16 protein-coding genes are annotated in these 18,381 nt (G+C 44.2%); 11 read left to right on the top strand and 5 right to left on the bottom strand.

Annotated features, from left to right (window positions below; genetic code table 11):
* Window positions 1-4: 4 nt before the first annotated feature.
* Together folP and cdaA are read left to right on the top strand one after the other, a co-directional pair.
* The gene (folP, locus tag KFE98_20625) at window positions 5-922 is read left to right on the top strand and encodes a dihydropteroate synthase (GenBank protein UTW62377.1); all 918 of its coding nucleotides are present in this window, start codon (window positions 5-7) and stop codon (window positions 920-922) included.
* Window positions 922-1,710: a diadenylate cyclase CdaA gene (cdaA, locus tag KFE98_20630; protein UTW62378.1), complete on the top strand. Its 789-nt coding sequence runs from the start codon at window positions 922-924 to the stop codon at window positions 1,708-1,710. Before folP ends, cdaA begins: the two co-directional genes overlap by 1 nt.
* 4 nt (window positions 1,711-1,714) lie before the next feature.
* Here cdaA and KFE98_20635 read toward each other — a convergent pair whose 3' ends face one another.
* Both KFE98_20635 and KFE98_20640 read right to left on the bottom strand, forming a co-directional pair.
* Window positions 1,715-3,583, bottom strand: coding sequence for a mucoidy inhibitor MuiA family protein (locus KFE98_20635; GenBank protein ID UTW62379.1), 1,869 nt, complete (start codon window positions 3,581-3,583; stop codon window positions 1,715-1,717).
* A gap of 362 nt (window positions 3,584-3,945) precedes the next feature.
* Window positions 3,946-4,260, bottom strand: a complete 315-nt coding sequence (locus KFE98_20640; GenBank protein ID UTW62380.1) for a YbjQ family protein — start codon at window positions 4,258-4,260, stop codon at window positions 3,946-3,948.
* A 509-nt stretch (window positions 4,261-4,769) separates the two neighbouring features.
* Here KFE98_20640 and KFE98_20645 point away from each other — a divergent pair.
* The 5 genes from KFE98_20645 (at window position 4,770) to KFE98_20665 (ending at window position 9,379) form a co-directional block, all read left to right on the top strand.
* Window positions 4,770-6,146: a hypothetical protein gene (locus tag KFE98_20645; protein UTW62381.1), complete on the top strand. Its 1,377-nt coding sequence runs from the start codon at window positions 4,770-4,772 to the stop codon at window positions 6,144-6,146.
* Between the two features lie 90 nt (window positions 6,147-6,236).
* Window positions 6,237-6,437, top strand: a complete 201-nt coding sequence (locus KFE98_20650) for an HTH domain-containing protein (GenBank protein UTW62382.1) — start codon at window positions 6,237-6,239, stop codon at window positions 6,435-6,437.
* A 384-nt stretch (window positions 6,438-6,821) separates the two neighbouring features.
* Window positions 6,822-7,022 (top strand): hypothetical protein, encoded by a 201-nt coding sequence (locus KFE98_20655; protein UTW62383.1) that lies wholly within the window; start codon window positions 6,822-6,824, stop codon window positions 7,020-7,022.
* Between the two features lie 73 nt (window positions 7,023-7,095).
* On the top strand, window positions 7,096-8,292 hold the full coding sequence (locus KFE98_20660; protein UTW62384.1) for an arginase family protein: 1,197 nt from the start codon (window positions 7,096-7,098) through the stop codon (window positions 8,290-8,292).
* The gene (locus KFE98_20665) at window positions 8,279-9,379 is read left to right on the top strand and encodes a hypothetical protein (GenBank protein ID UTW62385.1); all 1,101 of its coding nucleotides are present in this window, start codon (window positions 8,279-8,281) and stop codon (window positions 9,377-9,379) included. Before KFE98_20660 ends, KFE98_20665 begins: the two co-directional genes overlap by 14 nt.
* A 24-nt stretch (window positions 9,380-9,403) precedes the next feature.
* Here KFE98_20665 and KFE98_20670 read toward each other — a convergent pair whose 3' ends face one another.
* Window positions 9,404-9,730, bottom strand: a complete 327-nt coding sequence (locus tag KFE98_20670) for a hypothetical protein (protein UTW62386.1) — start codon at window positions 9,728-9,730, stop codon at window positions 9,404-9,406.
* A 723-nt stretch (window positions 9,731-10,453) separates the two neighbouring features.
* Between KFE98_20670 and KFE98_20675 the strand changes: the two genes are divergently transcribed.
* Window positions 10,454-11,326: a DUF4846 domain-containing protein gene (locus KFE98_20675; protein UTW62387.1), complete on the top strand. Its 873-nt coding sequence runs from the start codon at window positions 10,454-10,456 to the stop codon at window positions 11,324-11,326.
* A gap of 28 nt (window positions 11,327-11,354) precedes the next feature.
* Here KFE98_20675 and KFE98_20680 read toward each other — a convergent pair whose 3' ends face one another.
* A complete protein-coding gene (locus tag KFE98_20680; GenBank protein ID UTW62388.1) occupies window positions 11,355-14,066 on the bottom strand; it encodes a T9SS type A sorting domain-containing protein in 2,712 nt (903 codons plus the stop codon).
* Between the two features lie 219 nt (window positions 14,067-14,285).
* On the opposite strand from KFE98_20680, the gene KFE98_20685 reads away from it, so the two are divergent.
* From KFE98_20685 to KFE98_20695, 3 genes are all read left to right on the top strand, one after another.
* The gene (locus tag KFE98_20685) at window positions 14,286-14,912 is read left to right on the top strand and encodes a hypothetical protein (GenBank protein ID UTW62389.1); all 627 of its coding nucleotides are present in this window, start codon (window positions 14,286-14,288) and stop codon (window positions 14,910-14,912) included.
* A gap of 23 nt (window positions 14,913-14,935) precedes the next feature.
* Window positions 14,936-15,514 carry a Crp/Fnr family transcriptional regulator gene (locus KFE98_20690; protein ID UTW62390.1) on the top strand — a complete coding sequence of 193 codons (579 nt, stop codon included), beginning with the start codon at window positions 14,936-14,938 and terminating at the stop codon, window positions 15,512-15,514.
* A 68-nt stretch (window positions 15,515-15,582) separates the two neighbouring features.
* Window positions 15,583-16,452 (top strand): alpha/beta fold hydrolase, encoded by an 870-nt coding sequence (locus KFE98_20695; GenBank protein ID UTW62391.1) that lies wholly within the window; start codon window positions 15,583-15,585, stop codon window positions 16,450-16,452.
* Here the strand turns inward: KFE98_20695 and KFE98_20700 are convergent.
* A complete protein-coding gene (locus KFE98_20700; GenBank protein UTW62392.1) occupies window positions 16,449-18,356 on the bottom strand; it encodes a cytochrome-c peroxidase in 1,908 nt (635 codons plus the stop codon). The two genes, KFE98_20695 and KFE98_20700, sit on opposite strands and share 4 nt — an antisense overlap.
* Between the last annotated feature and the right edge of the window lie 25 nt (window positions 18,357-18,381).

Below are 18,381 nucleotides of genomic sequence, written 5' to 3' on the forward strand. Positions count from 1 at the left end.
CTCCATGAATCACCTTCCGGAAAAAAGAAATACGATCCGATTTGGAGGCAAGTTGTATTCGCTTGATCGGACCTATGTTATGGGGATTTTGAACCTGACTCCAGATTCTTTTTTTGATGGAGGGAAGCTGGCGCAGAGCGGGAGCGAGGACGAGAACGGACATAATCATTCGCGTAGTTCTTTGGATGAGGGCTTGGTGATTGATCGGGTTGAGCAAATGGTGAATGATGGTGCTGATTTTATTGATGTGGGCGCTGTTTCTACCCGACCGGGTGCCAAGGCCATCTCCGTGAAAGAGGAAATTCACCGGTTGCGCTTTTTAGGAGATTTGGTCAAGCGGTTTCCTCAAGTACTTTTTTCCATTGATACCTATCGGAGTGAAGTCGTTCGATTTGCTGCTGATCAAGGGGTAGTACTGGTCAACGACGTTTCTGCTGGTCAGCTGGATACCGCATTATTTTCTACCGTGGGTGAATTGGGGCTTCCTTATGTATTGATGCACATGCAGGGTAAACCCGATTCGATGCAGAACAATCCCACCTATGATGATGTAGTTGGAGAAGTCACTTATTTCTTTTCAGAAAAAATTCAGGAGTTGCGTTTGCTTGGAGTTTCCGACATCATTTTGGATCCTGGCTTTGGTTTTGGCAAAACCGTCGAGCACAACTATACCCTTCTTCGAGAGATGGGTCACTTTCAGGTTTTCAGTCTCCCTATGTTGGCGGGTGTTTCCCGCAAATCGATGATCAACAAGGTGCTTAAAACAAAACCAGAAGAGGCGCTTAACGGAACCACCGTATTGCATACCCTTGCCTTGAAAAATGGAGCCGGTTTTCTACGGGTCCATGACGTGAAAGAAGCGGTGCAAACCATTCGCCTTTTGGAAGCCTATCGTGGTGATTTTGCTAATATTGCAGGTTGATGCTCCAGTTCATCCATATCGACTTTCTCGACATTCTGGATATTTTCCTGGTGGCGGTGCTACTCTACCAACTCTATAAGATCGTTAAGGGAACACTAGCCATCCGTATTTTCTTCGGCATTTTTACCATTTACCTATTCTGGAAAATTGTGGAAGCGCTTAATATGGAGCTGCTTTCGGAAATTCTCGGACAGTTTATCGGAGTTGGGGTAATTGTATTGATCATCGTATTTCAACAAGAAATTCGCAAGTTTCTGCTCCTCATTGGAAATACAGACTACCTGAATACCCTTTCGCTAAACCGCAACATTTTTCATTTAGGTAAAAAGGACGAGACCATTCTCTCCACCGACACACTTGAAATTGCCCGGGCCTGCATTCACATGGCTCAAACTCAAACAGGGGCTCTTTTGGTAATTGGTAAATCCGCCGATATGGACTTTTACCTGACCAGTGGAGAAAAACTGGATGCCCGCCTGAGTTCAGCTCTACTCGAAAGCATTTTCTACAAAAACACGCCCTTGCACGATGGGGCAGTTTTAATACGCGACAATACCATTCTGGCCGCCCGCTGTGTGCTCCCTGTTTCTGAAAACCGGGATATTCCAGCCACATTAGGTATGCGTCACCGAGCTGCCATTGGAATTACTGAAAACACCACAGCCATTGCCATTATCGTTTCTGAACAAACCGGAAATATTTCAACGGTAAAGGAAGGACGGATGAAGGAGAACATCACCCCGTCCAACCTGGAGCATCATCTGAGATACATGCTGTCTCAGCGGTAAATGGCTATTCAAGAATAATTCGTTCCGTCTTCGGATACTTTACCTGATATTGGAAAGTTAATTCTTCACTCTCCCCTGCCGAAAGATTCAGTGGCCAGTATAAACGGCCGTTGTACTCTGTATACTGCGCTTCTGAAGATTGAATCAAACTGACTTGAATGGCGTTGTTTACTGAAACCGGTATTTGGTCAATAACCTGTACGCTAATGGAGTCCCGCTTGTTGTTTCGAATACTGAGGCTAATTCCTCGAGTATCAATTCGATGGTTGTTTCCTACGGTTCGCACCTTACTGAATTCGGTTTGAATTTCACGGGCAGCAAATACCCCCGGATCGGTACCCAAGGAAAGATTAAGGGTATCAGAAGACTGGCGAGTATCAAACACCGACTTTCCGATAAAGGTTTCTTCAAAGTAAAGACTGGCCTCCCCTGGAAGGAAACCATAGTTTCCCCAATCTGTGATTCGGGCCATGAGAAAAACATCCACATCCAATTTGGGTACTACATAGTATTCGTAAGTCGCAGGAATGGAATAATCCTTCAGCTCCACCACTTCAGATTGTCCATGAGTTTCTAAGGTAAACTCGCCTTCCAACTCAAACTCTGCAGAATTGTACCGGTCCATAAACTGGGTTCTGACGGGTGCTGCATCTCTTTTGTAACCCGAGGAAGTCACTCCAGGAATTCGTTGAATAGATGCGGCTGCCATCTTTCTTTCAGTAACCACTACTTCAGACAATTGAGTCGCATTTGGGTATAACTGCACATCCATTTTATCTTGATTGATCGTCCGGATTTCTTTTCGATATCCAACGAAGGAGTATTCCAATTGATTGCTCCCTGCCGGAAGGGTAATTTCATAGAGTCCATCAAAATCCGTAGTGGTTCCAATGGTCATTCCTCGAACCAGGATATTGACGAAAGGCAGGGCTTCCCCATTCTCATCGGTTACCTTACCCATAACCTTCCGTACATTACTTTGGGTCAACTGTGCGGTCAAATTAGATCTTCTGGTGGTGTATCGCTCATAGTTCAACTTCCAGGTGGATAAATTGGGTTTCGCACCAGATTTCTGAGCTTCCCTATTGGTAAAAGTCATTTTCACCTTGTTCCAATCTTCTCCAGTTTGCTGGTAAACCCGGGCTTTGTAGGTAATCTTAACCGGATCGGATACGTTTACCGCATGAATGTCGTACAAGGGATACCAACCGGCCTGGCCTACCACATACGTTAAATGAAGCTTAAAACGAGTGGCCTCTTTTACCCGAAGTCGCAAAAGGATTTCGCTCTTGGGTTTTCCCTTTTCTTTTTTCAGGTAGGCCAATTCCCCTTGAATTCGAGTAAATACCTTCATGGATTCGGCTTGAAGCCTACTTATTTCAAGTTGCCTGCCCAAGATTTTGGTCATTTGGGCATCGTAGTATTCCATCACCTGGTTGAGTTGATTCACATCGGGCATGCTCTCTGGATTACGTGTTTTGTTGATCTTGAGCAGATCCAGCTTTTCCTTAAGCACATCACCTTCTGCTTTCCACTCCTTCTGCTTGTCTTGAATAGAATCCATTCGACTTTGCAGCAAGGCCATTCGTTCTTCTTTGTTTACTCCTCTATCCTCTTTTACGGAGTGGGATACCGAAAGCAATTGCACTTCTCCTTCTCCCTTTACTTTAACGGATTTGGGGTCCAGCCAAGGAGAAAGCTGATCGATTTTCACCAGTTGATCACCCGGCTTTAAGGAAAGGCTTCCGTGGCGGGTAATTTGAGCTGCATCCAGGTAAACCCGAACAGACTCAATGGTGGTAGAAAAAGTTAACGTGTCTTTGGCCCACAAGGATAAAGGGGCTAACAATAAAAGCGAAATGATGGTTTTCATAGGTACATTTTTTAAGGAGATGCACCTATTGGAGAATTCCATAAAATGAGAAGCGAGAATGGAGAGGAGAGAGTTGAGAAGCGAGAACGAGAATCGTGATTCGAGTGGCCAATTCCCCTATCCGTGATTATCCACCCACTATTGAAAATTGATCATTGAACCTCAAGATTGAAGACTACACCAATTCCCATCAAATCAAAATTCAGCATTCAAAATTCAGAATTCTCAATTATCTCTTTTCTCAAACCGTTCTTCCTTACTCACCTTCGACCTTCTGAAAATGAGGTAAACCAAAATGACCAAAAGAATCCCAAAGGCCAGGCCTTGAAAACCTACCATTAATCCAGCTAACCATTCCATACTTAAGCCAATTTTACAGCCGTACCGTAAGCTAATACTTCGGCCGCATTTTGCATAATCATAGAAGTACTAAACCGAACATTAACCACAGCATCGGCGCCCATGTTGCGAGCGTCTTCCATCATTCGGGCAATGGCTTGTTCACGAGAATAGGCCTGTAGTTTGGTGTATTCATCAATTTCACCGCCCACAATGTTCTTTAATCCGGCGAGGATGTCGCGGCCTACATTTCTGGCACGAACCGTACTTCCCCGGCAAACACCTAAGACTTCGGCAATTTCTTTTCCTGGTAAGGTTTCAGTAGTGGTAATAAGCATCGTTTCCAATTTTTGGTTGGCTAAAAATACCACAAATGGATGGTTGAAGGGGTTACCGCTCCTGTATTAATAGAGTCAAAAATGCGCTTCACAAAAAAAATCATGTCGTTTACAAAAAATGGTGCACTGTCGATGCATTCGCTCTTCCGAAAAAGGAAGCGAAATTGTTTATTTGCTGTAATTCCCGCATAGAGGAGAACCACCCTCTGGGAAGAGTCGCTCATTGAGAAAGGAGGTGCCCATCAATCAGATTGTATGTCAGCCCTTGCACTTTGAACTAAGACGTACTTTCGTTTCTGGTCAGCGGAAGAGAAACTAGAAGATAATACCAGGTAAATAGGGCCAAATTCGTGATTTGATTGCGGTTTGGCTCTTTTTTTTGCACTCATTTTTCACCTTTATTACGGTTTAATCCAGCTTAGATTTCTTAAATTTGTAAGGCTTAAACCAAATTGTTTTGTGAAGCTCAGCACAACCGGTTGAGTGGATCTTTCACCTAATTTCGGAACATGATAAGAGGCTTACTCCTTCTTGCCGGAATAATACATTTTACCGTGGGCTACTCAACCAACCTAACCCAACTGAACAGAGATTCCACCTGGTTCATCGAAATAAACTCCCGAGATATCGGTGTGGTTCAAACGGTGATGGAGTTTCATTTTTTAGACAGCACCTTTACGGCCTTTTCACGTCCAAACGCAGATCGCGACATCATTGGGTATTGGCCCTCTCTGGGAGGTCGATTATTGACCTCTGATTTTAAGAATGGATCGCTCCTTCGAATTTCGAAAGGGAAGTTTATTCAGCGAGGAGACACTATCCACTTGGCTGGTTTATTTATATCCGCCTTGGGGCATTATGCATTTCGCGGTACGCTTTCCAACGATCGGCTGGAAGGAGAATGGCGAGACCGGCGTAAAAAACTGCGCGGTACGATGATCGGCAAACGCCAACGGGTAGAACTGCCTTTGGCCAACTATTCTTCCCTTTTTGAAGAATCGCGTAGCAAAGCTCTGGAAAAGCTCTATGATCCCAAATTGACCGAGAAGAAGGAATGGCGAACGTTTGAAAAGAAAATGCAGCGAACCAGCTTGAAGGTTCAAGACGATCTTGAAATGGTATTCGCATTTTACTATTACGCCCGAAAACTTCCTTTTTCCCATTTCTCGTTGATGAAAACCGGGAATCAGGAATCGGAGGAGGAAGAACCAAGTCGCCTCGATTTTGATGAGAAGAGTGCAAAAACGGCCTACCTAAACATTCGCTCCTTTGATGGAAGCGCTGAGGAAATGGATAGCATCCTCATGAAAATCATTGAAGGAGGATACCAAAATTTGATTGTGGACCTTCGCGAAAATCCGGGTGGCACGGTGGAAGCAGGATTAACCTTCGCCAATCGAATGGTGGATAGCTCCTACTATGGAGGTGTATTTTTAACCCGAAAATGGTTTGAAAAACACGAGCAGGTTCCTTCTCAATCGGATTACACCCTTCTGCCCGAATTCAGCGAAGCCAATTTCGATCTGATCATTCAGGGAATCCATGAAAAAGAGGGGCTTTGTTTACGGCTTACTCCCGAGAAAAAAACGTTTCAGGGAAACCTCTATTTGTTAACCAGCAAACGAACGGCAAGTACCTGTGAACCTCTCGTGTATGGCCTCAAACAATTTGGTCGAGCACAGGTGGTGGGCGAAACCACGGCCGGTGCCATGCTCAATGGAGAAATTTTCCCTTTGTCAAGCGGTTTTTCTTTGGTTATCCCCACGGCCACCTATTATACCTCAGACGGCTTTAAAATAGACGGCCAGGGAGTAAATCCCAATCATGTTGTAAAAGCCGATGAGGCCTTGAACTATGTCTTAAATCAATTGATTAGTAACCCTTAAACTGAATAAAATCATGAAATGAACCTTTGAACGAAACCTAAACCCATTAACCCTAAACCTCTATTAATCAACCCCAATAACCCAATCACCATGAATTTTAGAACCTACCAATATCGACTGGAATATTTGAAAGAAAGACTGGTCAAAGGCCAGCTATCCTCCCCCCACGATCTTGCCGATCAATTTGACTGTAGCGAAAAAACCATACGCAACATGATTAACCGTTTGCGAGAAGACGGGATGGACATCGAATATGACCGAAGCAGGAGAAAATATTTTGTAAATAATTGAGCCACGGAAATGCGCTTTCCGCCCCCTCTCTACTTTTGCTTCATATCAATAACCTGATCAACTAAACACAACGAACCAACATGAATGCTAACCACCTCATGATCCATCTAAAGCCTTCTCAACACCCAGGGGTTATGTCGATTTCGGACGCCCCAACCAACCTAAGGCAAGAGATGGAAATCCAGGAAGGAAACCACCGGTCAATCCTTTATATGGCAACCCATTCTTCGGCTTACGGTCTCTTCTCCACTTGTGCACAAGGAGAAGAAAGACAACGTGCTTAGCCTCAGGCCGGCCTGATACTGGTTTGCCTCCCCGGCCAGGAAAGCAGCTTACAAACAGGCCTTCATTTTTTAATTACTAACCTTTTTAATCTTAATTACCATGAGAATTACAGAAATCAAAATCGGCTACGCAGAACCTACTTTTCCAGGTGGATTGTCAGTACACGAAATGCAAGACATCTTGAAAGGAATTAACTGGGAAAACGGCGAAGAAGTGTCCGCTGAAGCAGTACGGTGTAACAACCGATGCAGTGGAAACGACACTACTGTTGAAGTTCCCCTTCTGAAAGCTGAGCTTTAATTTTAAGCGAAAGGTGAAATCTTCCGTCCTGCTGGTCAGGACGGGGGATTCCCCTTGATAACCCAAACCAACCATGAAACGACGCTACATTTTTTCACCGTTTTACAATTACAAAAGAGCTTTTGACAAACACTACCTGGAACATCAATTTGCCAAGCAATTGGTTTTAATTCCAGAAGAAGTGGGCTTGCTCTTTCAGAACCCGCTCTATTCGCTAATGGGAATAGGAGAATCGGTGCTGGATCTTCCGGAATATGCGGAAGTATTGAAGGCACTTTTGGAAACTGGTGTTCTGGTTTCTCCAGACACTCACTATGAAGATCTGACTCGTTTCATGGTCAGGCCATACTATACCTACCTGGGTGTACCCTTTGCAGATGCCGATACCGTTGAAAATGGACTGGTGCTGTGGGGAGTTCCCTTCGCTCTGGGGAACGACAATCCCAACAACCTGGACCGAAACAGCGCGGCTCTGCGAAGGTATGGCCACCGTTATAACCTGATCCGTTCAGACCTCAGGCAGGCAGATTCCATTTTGGGTCGCCCGTTAGACTTTACCAAGGATCAAGGTATTGTGGACATTGGCGATAGTTTTTTCTCCCGCCGGCTTAATCCAGTGCATAGCGTTCAGCGCATTCAGGAAAGGGCTTTTCAACTGGCATCAGCCGATAACCGCATCATTGCTATTGGTGGAGATCATTCCATCACCTATCCCCTTTTTAAAGGAGTTCAACAGCGCCATGAAGACCTGGTTTGCGTACATCTGGATGCACACAACGATCTGTTTCTAACAGCAGAATGTGCTTTTGAGGATTTAGCTCCAAGTCATAGTTCGGTTATAGCCAAGCTATTACGTCAAGGATTTGAAGTAAACAGTTTGGGATTGCGCAGTTTTGTAAATGTGGAGTCCCTGGATTTTGATGAACTCCCGAATTACCATCCTCGATTTTGCCAAAACGATCAGGAATTTCTGCAACAAATTGATCAACTCATTCTTCAGTTGCGTGGAAAAAAGGTGTACCTCACCTTGGATATTGATGTGCTCGATCCATCCCATTTTTCATCCGTCACTGATCCGCTGCCCGGTGGACTTTCTCCTCAGGCCGTGTTGCAAGCCTTTGCCAGTATTAACGAGGAGGCCGATGTGGTTGCCATGGATTTGGTAGAAGCCAATGTAAGTGCTGATGCCCCTATTGACATGCACCAATTTTTAAGTTTTTTGATCGAAATCGTTAACCTCTACCACCTAACCAACCATGAATCCTTCTGAATTGCACCAAGCCATCCAGCAGCTTAACCTGATGGATATACCCAAATACCAACACGATTTTAATTTTATTTCAGCCACCATTGGAAAACTGCGCCCGGATCTTTCGTTTGAAGAGCAAATGAACTGCGCCCGGGAAAGCGCCTTTTTCCAAATTCAAGCTTCCAGAGACGAAGCCGATATGGACATCATTAGCCAGGTACCAAGACCAGCCATCGATTTTCATGGAAAAATCATCGTTACATTTCACTATTCCTCCTACCGACTTTTTATTTCCTGCCTCATTGCCTGGGGCATTCGATTTAAGCTGGTTGCAGATAATAATTTCATCACCAATCAAGGTGACCAGGCTACCGAATCGTACGATCGTATTGCCGAACACTTTAAAGCAGACTTACCTGAATTGGAAATCATCAATGCCGAAACCCGAACAGTTATCCTGAAATGTAAGGAAGCCCTGAAAGATGGTTTTGCTCTGGTCTTCTATGCCGACGGAAACTCCGGTGTAGGCGGAATGACCCGAGACAATAGCAATATGGTGAAAATCCCCTTTTTAGATCATTCCATTTATGTACGAAAAGGCATTGTGACTTTGGCAAGTATTATTCAAGCTCCAATCACCACCGTTCTGCTCGATCGTGATATATGGAACAACGAGTTCTCCTTTGATATTCGGGAAAACATTCCGTTTCCCATCAATCGGAAGAATGAGGACGAAATTCGGGTTTGTAACCAAGCTTTATTCTCCGTTCTCGAACAACACTTAAAAACCAAACCCGGTCCTTGGGAAGGCTGGTTTTACTACCACAATTTTGTCGACTTTGATGAATTTGATACACCTACAGCTACCGAACGAAAATGTACCGATTCCCTATTTAACCATTTGGGATTTGGAGTTGGCGTGATGGCTGGAAACTTTTATTACATCCTCAATAAGCAAACCTTGAGGTTGGTCCCCATTTCCAAAGAGGTATTTGAAAATCTTAATACCGTCATTCGGGAGAATCGCATTACTGAAAAACTGCCCTTGTACGATTCCCTGTTTAACCAAGGCATTCTTTTGGCCTCGAATCCTGAACCGGGCCATTAAGCTCCGGTTCAGGTTCGGCCTTTTCTACTTTTTCTTGATTACTGCTCCGAGCATTCCTGAGGTATATTCACTGACCAAGGTGGAGCAATCGGCCCGATAGGTTTCGTAGCATTGCATCCGTTCCCTAACGCTAAAGGCATCCTCCACTTCCTTTTTATTCAATTCATCAACGAAGGCTGAATTCGCTTCCGCCAGCAATTGCTTTAGGTCCTTATCCAAGGTTTGGGCCTGGCTACCAAAACTCAAGGCGGCCATTATTCCACTCCCCTGAATGGGAGATTTCATTTGACTTAATTTTTCTCGTAATTGATCCAGGTGATTCTCCCGGATTTGATCCAATTGGTTTTTCATGGTTGAAGGATTAAGGGTTATAATTTATTCTGGCCAAACCCAATAAACACGGGACCTAATAAAGATTGCGGAGGAAAATTCACGCGGGTTGAAACAGGTTGGTTTAGGTGGTTAAGCCAGGACCTCAAAAATACAAAAAACACCCCGATTCACACGGAACTTTGGCCAATAAATGCCCCTTAATTGGATCCTTCTCATCTATCCATCAAAGCCTTCCAATTAGCATTCCCCCTCAGCCATTAACAATATTTAGGCATAATGTTTGTTAATTCTTGTACAGGTTGCTGCTTCACCCCAAGGTCGATACGTAACCCAACAGCGAATGACTCATTAAAATCTGCAGTCTATCCATAACAATGAAAAGCACGATTATCCATAACACTCACCCGGCTTCGAACCACCTACCCGAAGAAGAGGCCGATTGGATTGTGTTTTGGGGCAGTCATTGGAATGCCGAACGGACCAGGAAACAGCCCTCCCCCATTATCAGACGCGAATGGTCCCAATCACAACCATGCGGAGGTACAAACCCATCACCTGGAGATTTCTCTGATTATTCCCATTGGATTCGAAAAACACCCCATTCCCTCAACCCCCAATTACTTGAGGTGTCCTATCGTATTCGCTGATGATGCGTTGCGAAAGGGGAATACTTGCTATTCCCCTGAACCATCGCTCCCCCCTTTATTCTCAATAAAATCTGCTCCCCTTCGTTCAAGGTTCATGAAAAACCTACTGCTACTCACTCCCTTGTTCCTCCTGGCTTGTTGGGATCCAGCTCCCGAAAACACCTCAGAGCCCTTGCCCACACCGCAAATTCCTGAAAAACCTGTAACGAAAATCTACCACCCAGAAGGAGACCATCTTGCCGAACGGATTACCCCTCCAGCAGGATATCAGCGGTTGGCAGTTCAAGAAGGATCCTTTGCAGAATACCTGCGCAACTTTCCACTCATGCCCCATGGAAGCCTGGTGTATACCTGCGACAGTTCCATCATTCCCAATGACCATTATTACTGTGCCGTACTTCAGATTGATGTGGGTAAAAAAGACCTGCAACAATGTGCTGATGCGGTGATGCGTTTAAAGGCGGAATACCACTATGGAAAACAGGAGTACGATTCCATCCACTTTAACCTGACCAATGGATTTCGGATGAACTATTCCGCCTGGAAAGAGGGAAAACGACTGGTGGTTAAAGGCAATCAGACGTATTGGAAGAATTCTGCTGCTCCATCGACTGATTATGCTTCCTTTCGTCGCTATCTGGATCGAGTGTACACCTACGCCGGTACATTATCCTTGAGTAAAGAATTGAAACCCGCCTCCATCGACCGGATTGTTCCGGGTGAAGTTTTTATTCAGGGAGGTAGTCCTGGACATGCCGTAATCGTGATGGACGTGGCAGAAAATGCGGAGGGTGAGCGGCTGTTTCTATTGGCCCAAAGCTACATGCCCGCTCAAAACATCCATGTATTAGTCAATCGAAATGAACCGGATATAAGTCCCTGGTATCGAGCCAAGGAGAGTCAATCGATATCCACACCGGCCTGGCATTTTTACAGTGAGGATTTGATGGCGTTTCCGGCGATGTAGTTTTTTGGATTACCTATTGTTTAGGCCATCAATGGGGAGGGTTTATACGCAATTTGAATACCTCTGCCGTCCCTTGATCTCCAACTGCTTTTAATACATAATTACCCTCTGGCAATTGCCCCAATTCCATAAGTATAACTTGAGTATCTCTATATTCATCCATCCATACTACCTGCCCCAAAGAATTCAATATTTGAACCTGAGTTTCAGCCGCCTTCACCCCCCAATCCAGATAAAGATTTCCAGAGGTGGGATTCGGGTAAATACGAATATTTCCTTGACTACTAACCGAAGAGATGCCTACGTTTTCAATAACAATACATTTGGATGTATCAACACAAGCTCCTTTTTTCAGCACTACTGCGTAACTGCCATTTGCCGTAACTTCAAATTGTCGATTTTGAGCATTTAAAATCACACTATCCCGCTGGCAATTGATCCACTGATATCCTTGAGCCGTAGTGTCATTCACTGTTAAAGTGAAATGGTTTTGGGTAACCGATGTATCCAATGAAATAACATTAAGATGTGTGATAATCAAGCTATCACATCCATATTGATTTTGAAAAATCGCAGAATCAATGGTCGCCATTTGAGACGTATTTCCTTTGGGAAAGGTATACACACTACCCTGGCAAATGGAATCCTGAACCGTAGAACTCTGCAAGGTCCGCACAGTCAATGTGGTTTCAATAATGCTGTCACAACCTTTTTGGGTTGAAAAGCTGGAAGTATAGGTACCATCTGATGACACAATAGATCCATCGGGAAGGGTGTATGAATCATTGTGACAGATATGCACCGAGTCCTTTATTTGGTAGGAAGGGTTAACCAAAAGATGGGTCTCAATGATGCTGTCACAACCATGAATACTGGTGAGGTAGCTAAGATGATTTCGATTTATGGAAGAAGTATCTCCATTAGGAAAGATGTAGAAATTCCCCGAACAGATTATTGGTTTGTCAGATCGATAATACGTTGGTAGTACACTTAACGTAGTAACAACGGTACTATCACACCCATTAGCCGTAGTGAGTAAACTCGTATCTACCTTGGCTACATAGGTAGTATCTCCATTTGGAAAAATATAGTACTGCCCCTGGCAAATATTGGGACTTTGAATAGTTTCGGGTTTTGGTGGTGAGACTGTTAAATGGGTTATAACCTGTAAATCACAAGATCCTTGAGTCTGCAACAAACTTGTATCTATCACCGAAACTCTAGACTGCCTCCCACTTATGAAATTATAGGTTGCCCCGCTACAAATCGTATCGTAAGAAGAAGAATAAGAAGGCGGAGTAACCTTCAATTGCGTTACAACTCTCTGCGAACACCAGCGATATATTCCATTTGGTAAAGAAACAATAGCGGTATCAATAACAGGCACTTTAGAGGTACCGCCATCCTGAAAAGTATAGGTTTTACCCTGGCATATAGAATCGACCTTAAACAATGGCTGGCCAATGGGCTTAACATGGATCACAACAACACTATCACACCCCATGGAGCTAGTTAAATAACTGGTATCAATGAGGGGTTTATTAACAGCCTTGAATCCATGGGGAAAATGGTAATTGAATCCATAGCAAAGCGAATCGTACCGTACATCCCAATAGTTTGGATGTACTGTCAATTGGGTTTCCAATGTATCCCAAAAGGTGGGGCATTGGTTGTTATTAATATCAACATGATTTTTATTTATGGAAGAAGTGTCTCCATTTTGGAAAGTGTAGATATCTCCGTCACAAATCTTTGCCTTAATTATTGTTTTTTTAGAGCTCTGCTTAGGTCTGATTAAAATGGTTTTAAGGGTATCATGGCAGATCGTTTGATTACTATAGGTAGTGTCCAAGACAGAAGTTGTGGTCTTGTAGTATTTATTCTTAAACAAAATACTATCTCCTGAACAATATTCCAGAGTATCGTTTACCGCAATGGCTGGCTTGCCCGTGGTTTCAACAATCCATTGTTGAACCATGGTTTTATTGTAATAAGGTGAGTAACTTAAATCACAGTACCCGGTAAAAATCGGGCAACCGGTGCTGTCAAATATAGCGGTACTCGTTATGGTTCCCACCGTGTTTATGTCAACCAATTTTTTGTAGTTGGGGGAGGTAGCAATCGAGGATATTTTTAGACTGCGATGAGCGGTAAGCATAGTGTTAGGAAAGATTGAGAGATAAGAACAGCCAGAAAACCCCAACGATCCATAATAATAGGGAGCCTTGCCTGGTAAATTGGTCAATACCTTTGCTGAATCGCCATTCCTGCACAGTTCCAAAGTCACCTTACCAGGCACTGCCGCACCAGCCATCTGACCTTTACCAATATATAAAACCTCGGATTCAATATAAAATTCGTGTGGAAAACAGAACTGCGAACTCGGGCAAGATGAAGATGATAATCCACCATATGTCCCCCAACCATTATTGGCCTCTACAATGGCGGATAACATTTGCAATGGAAAGACATTTACTCCGGTAATCTGGTATTTCTTATTGCCCAGATAAGTTGAGGTACCAGAGCGTTCAGAATTGTTAGTGTTTGTTCCGAGATGCACATTCAATCCCGTCCAAAATGATGATAAGGTGTCTGTTAAGGTTACTTCAATGGTGGCTCCAACACCAACGCAATCCGCTTTTTTCGTGGTTTTCACCGAAACTATTTTGGGTAAAACCTGAGCTCCAGCTGTAAAATCCAGAAATAGTAAAACGGTAAAGATGATGGTTAACTTGTTCATGATCGATCGGGCATTTTTTAGTTATTATCGGTCAAACCGAAATTAGTACATTGGGTTCAAACAAATTCTTTTTTGGAGTAAATACTACTCATTATTTAGTTGAACAGCAGACGCTCCGGAAACAAATACCGCATTCTTCCTTAAAAACGGTTATCTAGCTAAGCACGATCCAATGACAACTTCAAATTGAATGCAATACATTTGAGCAAACAACGCTTCATGGATTCCATTTGGACCAATCGAAACAAATCGGCCGATTCCATCATTGCCCTGGGCAACAACAAGCTCTACAAGCTCAATCCCTCGGATGAAAAAATGCCACGGGTTCTCCGCGATTTGAAAAATGGCGAGATTCCAAAAAGTGCCCTAAGCATTCCCTTTTCTTACATCAAAACCGTGGAATGGAAAGTAGGTAAACCCTTCTTGCTCATTCGCTTTGGACAAGATTCGGAGGAAATCATTCGAATGGACAACAACCGGGGATTACAGGCAGTATTTAAGCAACTTCAAGAAGTAGATCGAGTCCATTATCAGCTGGATGAATATTCCCGATTTAGAGCCGCAAAAAAACCGCTTTGGTCCGTATTACTACTCACCTTGGTTTGTATCGTACTCTTCCTTCTTGCTCGTGACATCGAAACTGAAATGGCTTGGTATGAATCGATGAATATGGAATATGAACGCAAGTGGGGTGGACTTTTGGGAATGATTGCCCATTTTGGGACCACCCGAATTATCTGGCTATATGCCCTATTTATGGCCATTGCCGTTCCTGCCACTTTTATCAAAATGAAAAAACCACCCGTGGTTCACACCCTGCGATTTAATCCTGAACCTGTGAATTAATCTTCTTAACGTATCTTGTTTTCATGAATGAACGGGAATCACTCATCGCCTTTTTAAACTACATCCACCCCCTGCCAGAAGAGGTTATGGAAGAATTTGTGGATGCCTGGAAACCTTTTGAAGCCAGTAGAAAGCAGCTGCTCACCAGAGAGGGCGACGTGGAGAATTACATCTACTTTGTAACCGAAGGAATTCAACGCTCTTACTACATCAAAGACGATAAAGAGCACGTCATTGCCTTTACCTATGCTCCCTCCTTTTCGGGAATTCCGGAGTCCTTTATCACACAAACGCCATCGCTGTATTACCTGGAATGCATAACACCATCCCGCTTTTTGCGAATGCCCCGGCAACAGCTGGAGGTTCTTCTGGAAGAGCACCGCTCGATTGAACGGCTATTCCGAATTTCTACCGAGCAAATTTTGATTGGCTTTATTCACCGCCACTATGAATTACTGGCCTTGAGCATTGAAGAGCGTTTTAAGACCTTCTTGCAGCGCAGTCCTCATCTTCTGAATCAGATTCCGCATAAGCACCTGGCCTCCTATTTGGGTATGGCTCCAAGCAATTTCAGCAAACTTCTGGGTACGGTACAATTGTAATCATGATATAGACCAAGATTTTCTGATTTGCCTCCTGGTAGATTTGCTTAAAATTTTGGTTTATGGAAATGCATCCACTCAAAAAAAACAGCTGGTTTAACGCAGAAGAATACCCCTTTACCGAAAACTATTTCAACACGGGTCACGGTAAATTGCACTACGTAGACGAAGGCCAGGGAGATCCCATTTTGTGGATCCATGGAACACCTACCTGGTCGTTTTTGTACCGCGATCAAATTCGTGCATTTCGGGATCAATACCGGTGCATTGCTCCGGATCATCTGGGGTTTGGACTATCCGATAAACCGAAGGAAGGTAAGCTTAACCCTGAGTTTCATGCCCAACAACTAAGCAATCTGGTAAATGATCTGGATCTCAAGAACATTACCTTGGTTGTTCATGACTTTGGCGGCCCTATTGGATGGGGAATGGCTTTGCAAAATCCAGAGCGAATAAAGCGGATTGTGGTTCTCAATACCTGGCTCTGGAGCACCCAGGAAGATCCGGCGGTTCAAAAGATCGATCGCTTAGTGAATAGCTGGCTTGGCCGGTTTCTGTACTACAAGATGAATTTCTCCTCCCGTGTCCTGCTGCCGCAAGGTTTTCACGATCGCAAGAAACTGACCTCGGATCTCAAAAAGCACTATGGTTTTCCTTTTTCCAAATCAGCAGACCGAACAGGCCCCTATCACCTGGCTCAAGCCCTGGCCGGGTCATCAGATTGGTATGAAGAGCAAAAGCAAAAACTGGGTCTTCTTAAAGACGTTCCCAAAATGCTCATCTGGGGAAGTCACGACAAATTCCTTAAAAAGGAATACCTCGATCGCTGGAAGGAACTAATACCGGAAGCCACGATAAAGGAGGTCGACGCTGGCCACTTCTTGCAGGAAGAAAAACCGGAGAACCTCAACCGGCATATCCGTGAATTTATAGCCTAATACTCCCCTCCTATTTTGCGATCGTTCCACGAGAGTGACTCTGGGAATCGAGGCAAGGAACCAGGGATTTCAAAAACCCGAGAAGTATCGGTAAGGGCTTCCATAAAAGTGATGACGGACTGAATTTCCTGATCAGACAGATCCAACTTATCCGCCGCCAGGGTTTGGTGCAGCGGATCTAATCCTAAACCTTCGCCACCACCTTCGTTGTAAAATTCCATGACCTCCTTCAAGGTTGCATAAGCACCATTATGCATATAGGGTCCTGTAATGGAAACATTGCGAACCGTAGGCGTTTTAAATTGACCTTTGAGGTAAGGATTATGGTAGGCGGTTTGAATTCCATATCGTCCTGGGTCAGGGTCCAGTGTTTTGTTTTCAGAAGTCTGCGCTACACCCAAGACTTCACCCTCAGTTTCGGTAAATCGCGGAGGTACAGTACCATTGAACATCGGGGCAAAATGACAACTTCCACATGCCGCCTTTCCCATGAAGAGGTTAAATCCTTTCAGCACCTCAGGATCGATTTCATCCGTCTCTCCACGCATGTATTGGTCAAACGGAGAATTGAGGGCATTCAAGGTTCTGATGTACTGGGACAACGCATGTTTGATAGACGAAATACCGATGGCTTTGTTTTCCCGTTCGTAGGCTTCGTTAAAGAGTTTTTGGTACTCATCACTTTGCTTTAAACGGGCGATCATGTCGTTGTAGTTGGTGTGAAATTCCTTTTCGCTTTTTACCACATGATCGATTTGATCGTTGAGGTGTTCGGATCTTAAATCCCAGAAGAAGTTGTTTTGGTAAGATGCGTTGAGTAAGGTGGGTGAATTTCTATCCACCGTTCCTTTCCCATCCATTGCCAGGCTTTTGGGAACGCCATCAGCAAATCCGTTTTTAGGATCGTGGCAAGAAGCACAGGCTCTTTTGTTGTTTCCGCTTAACACGGGATCGAAGAACAACTTCTGCCCAAGTTCCACCAATTTCTCACTGGGCTTCATGTAGGAGAATCGGGAAAAAGCGTTTGGGTCCAAAAAGTCTTCTGCAAAAATGGATCGGGCAGAATAGTTGACCCGTTGAGGCGTGTTGTACACCAAATCACGGGTTTCAATCTGGTTGGCTTGTTGCAGGTCGAGCAAGTTTCCATAAAGTGGGTCGCTGTAGTTACGGATAAACAAGGCCCGGTTAAAGGAATGGAAATCACCGGAAGAGGTACTTTGAATAGTTTGAGCAAACAACGCTTTGGTTTCCGCTCCTATTTTCTCGGTTTGAGGAGATGAATGAAAATAGGGATCGATCAATTCCAGGCAACTTTTAAGTGCAGCATGTGCTTCTGGCAATGAATGGCTGAGAACAGGAGAATCAAATCCAGAAATTCCCAGGGAATTAATGCGAATAATTTCCTCTCTTACCGCTTCAAAAAGCTGGCGATCTTCGAGGTAAACGTTGGTAAAATCTTTTTGGTTTTGGCTAATCCAGTGGGTAATAACCTCAATTTCTGATTGGGCCTTGGTGTAATCAGGGGTGGATTCAGCAAACAAAGCTTCCTCCAATACTTGAAAGCCATGTGGCTCTTCCATGTCCACCACCTGCACTTCGGTTTCAAAGTGCATAACAGGTGCTCCGTTGATAAAGGACTCTCTGCCTGGAAAGAAATAGGCGTGCAGCATTTCTGCTCTTTTGTAGTGCAATCGTGCCTTTTTGAAATGCTCTTCCCTTTCTGCCTCCGAGCCATCCCTCAGAATTTGGGATAGGTGATTTAGTTCATCCAAAAGATGGGAGGAACTGGTGTTCATAATTTCTCGGGCTACATCAGAAGGTGCCTGATCTCCGTTGGAACGAAAGGCCAGTAAGATGCATAAGGTGGCGACAAGACTTAGTAATTGAGCAGTACGAATGTTCATAGTCCTAAAATGAAAAAGCGAAAGA

The sequence above is a fragment of the bacterium SCSIO 12741 genome, from assembly GCA_024398055.1.
Taxonomy (GTDB): Bacteria; Bacteroidota; Bacteroidia; order Flavobacteriales_G; family Salibacteraceae; genus SCSIO-12741.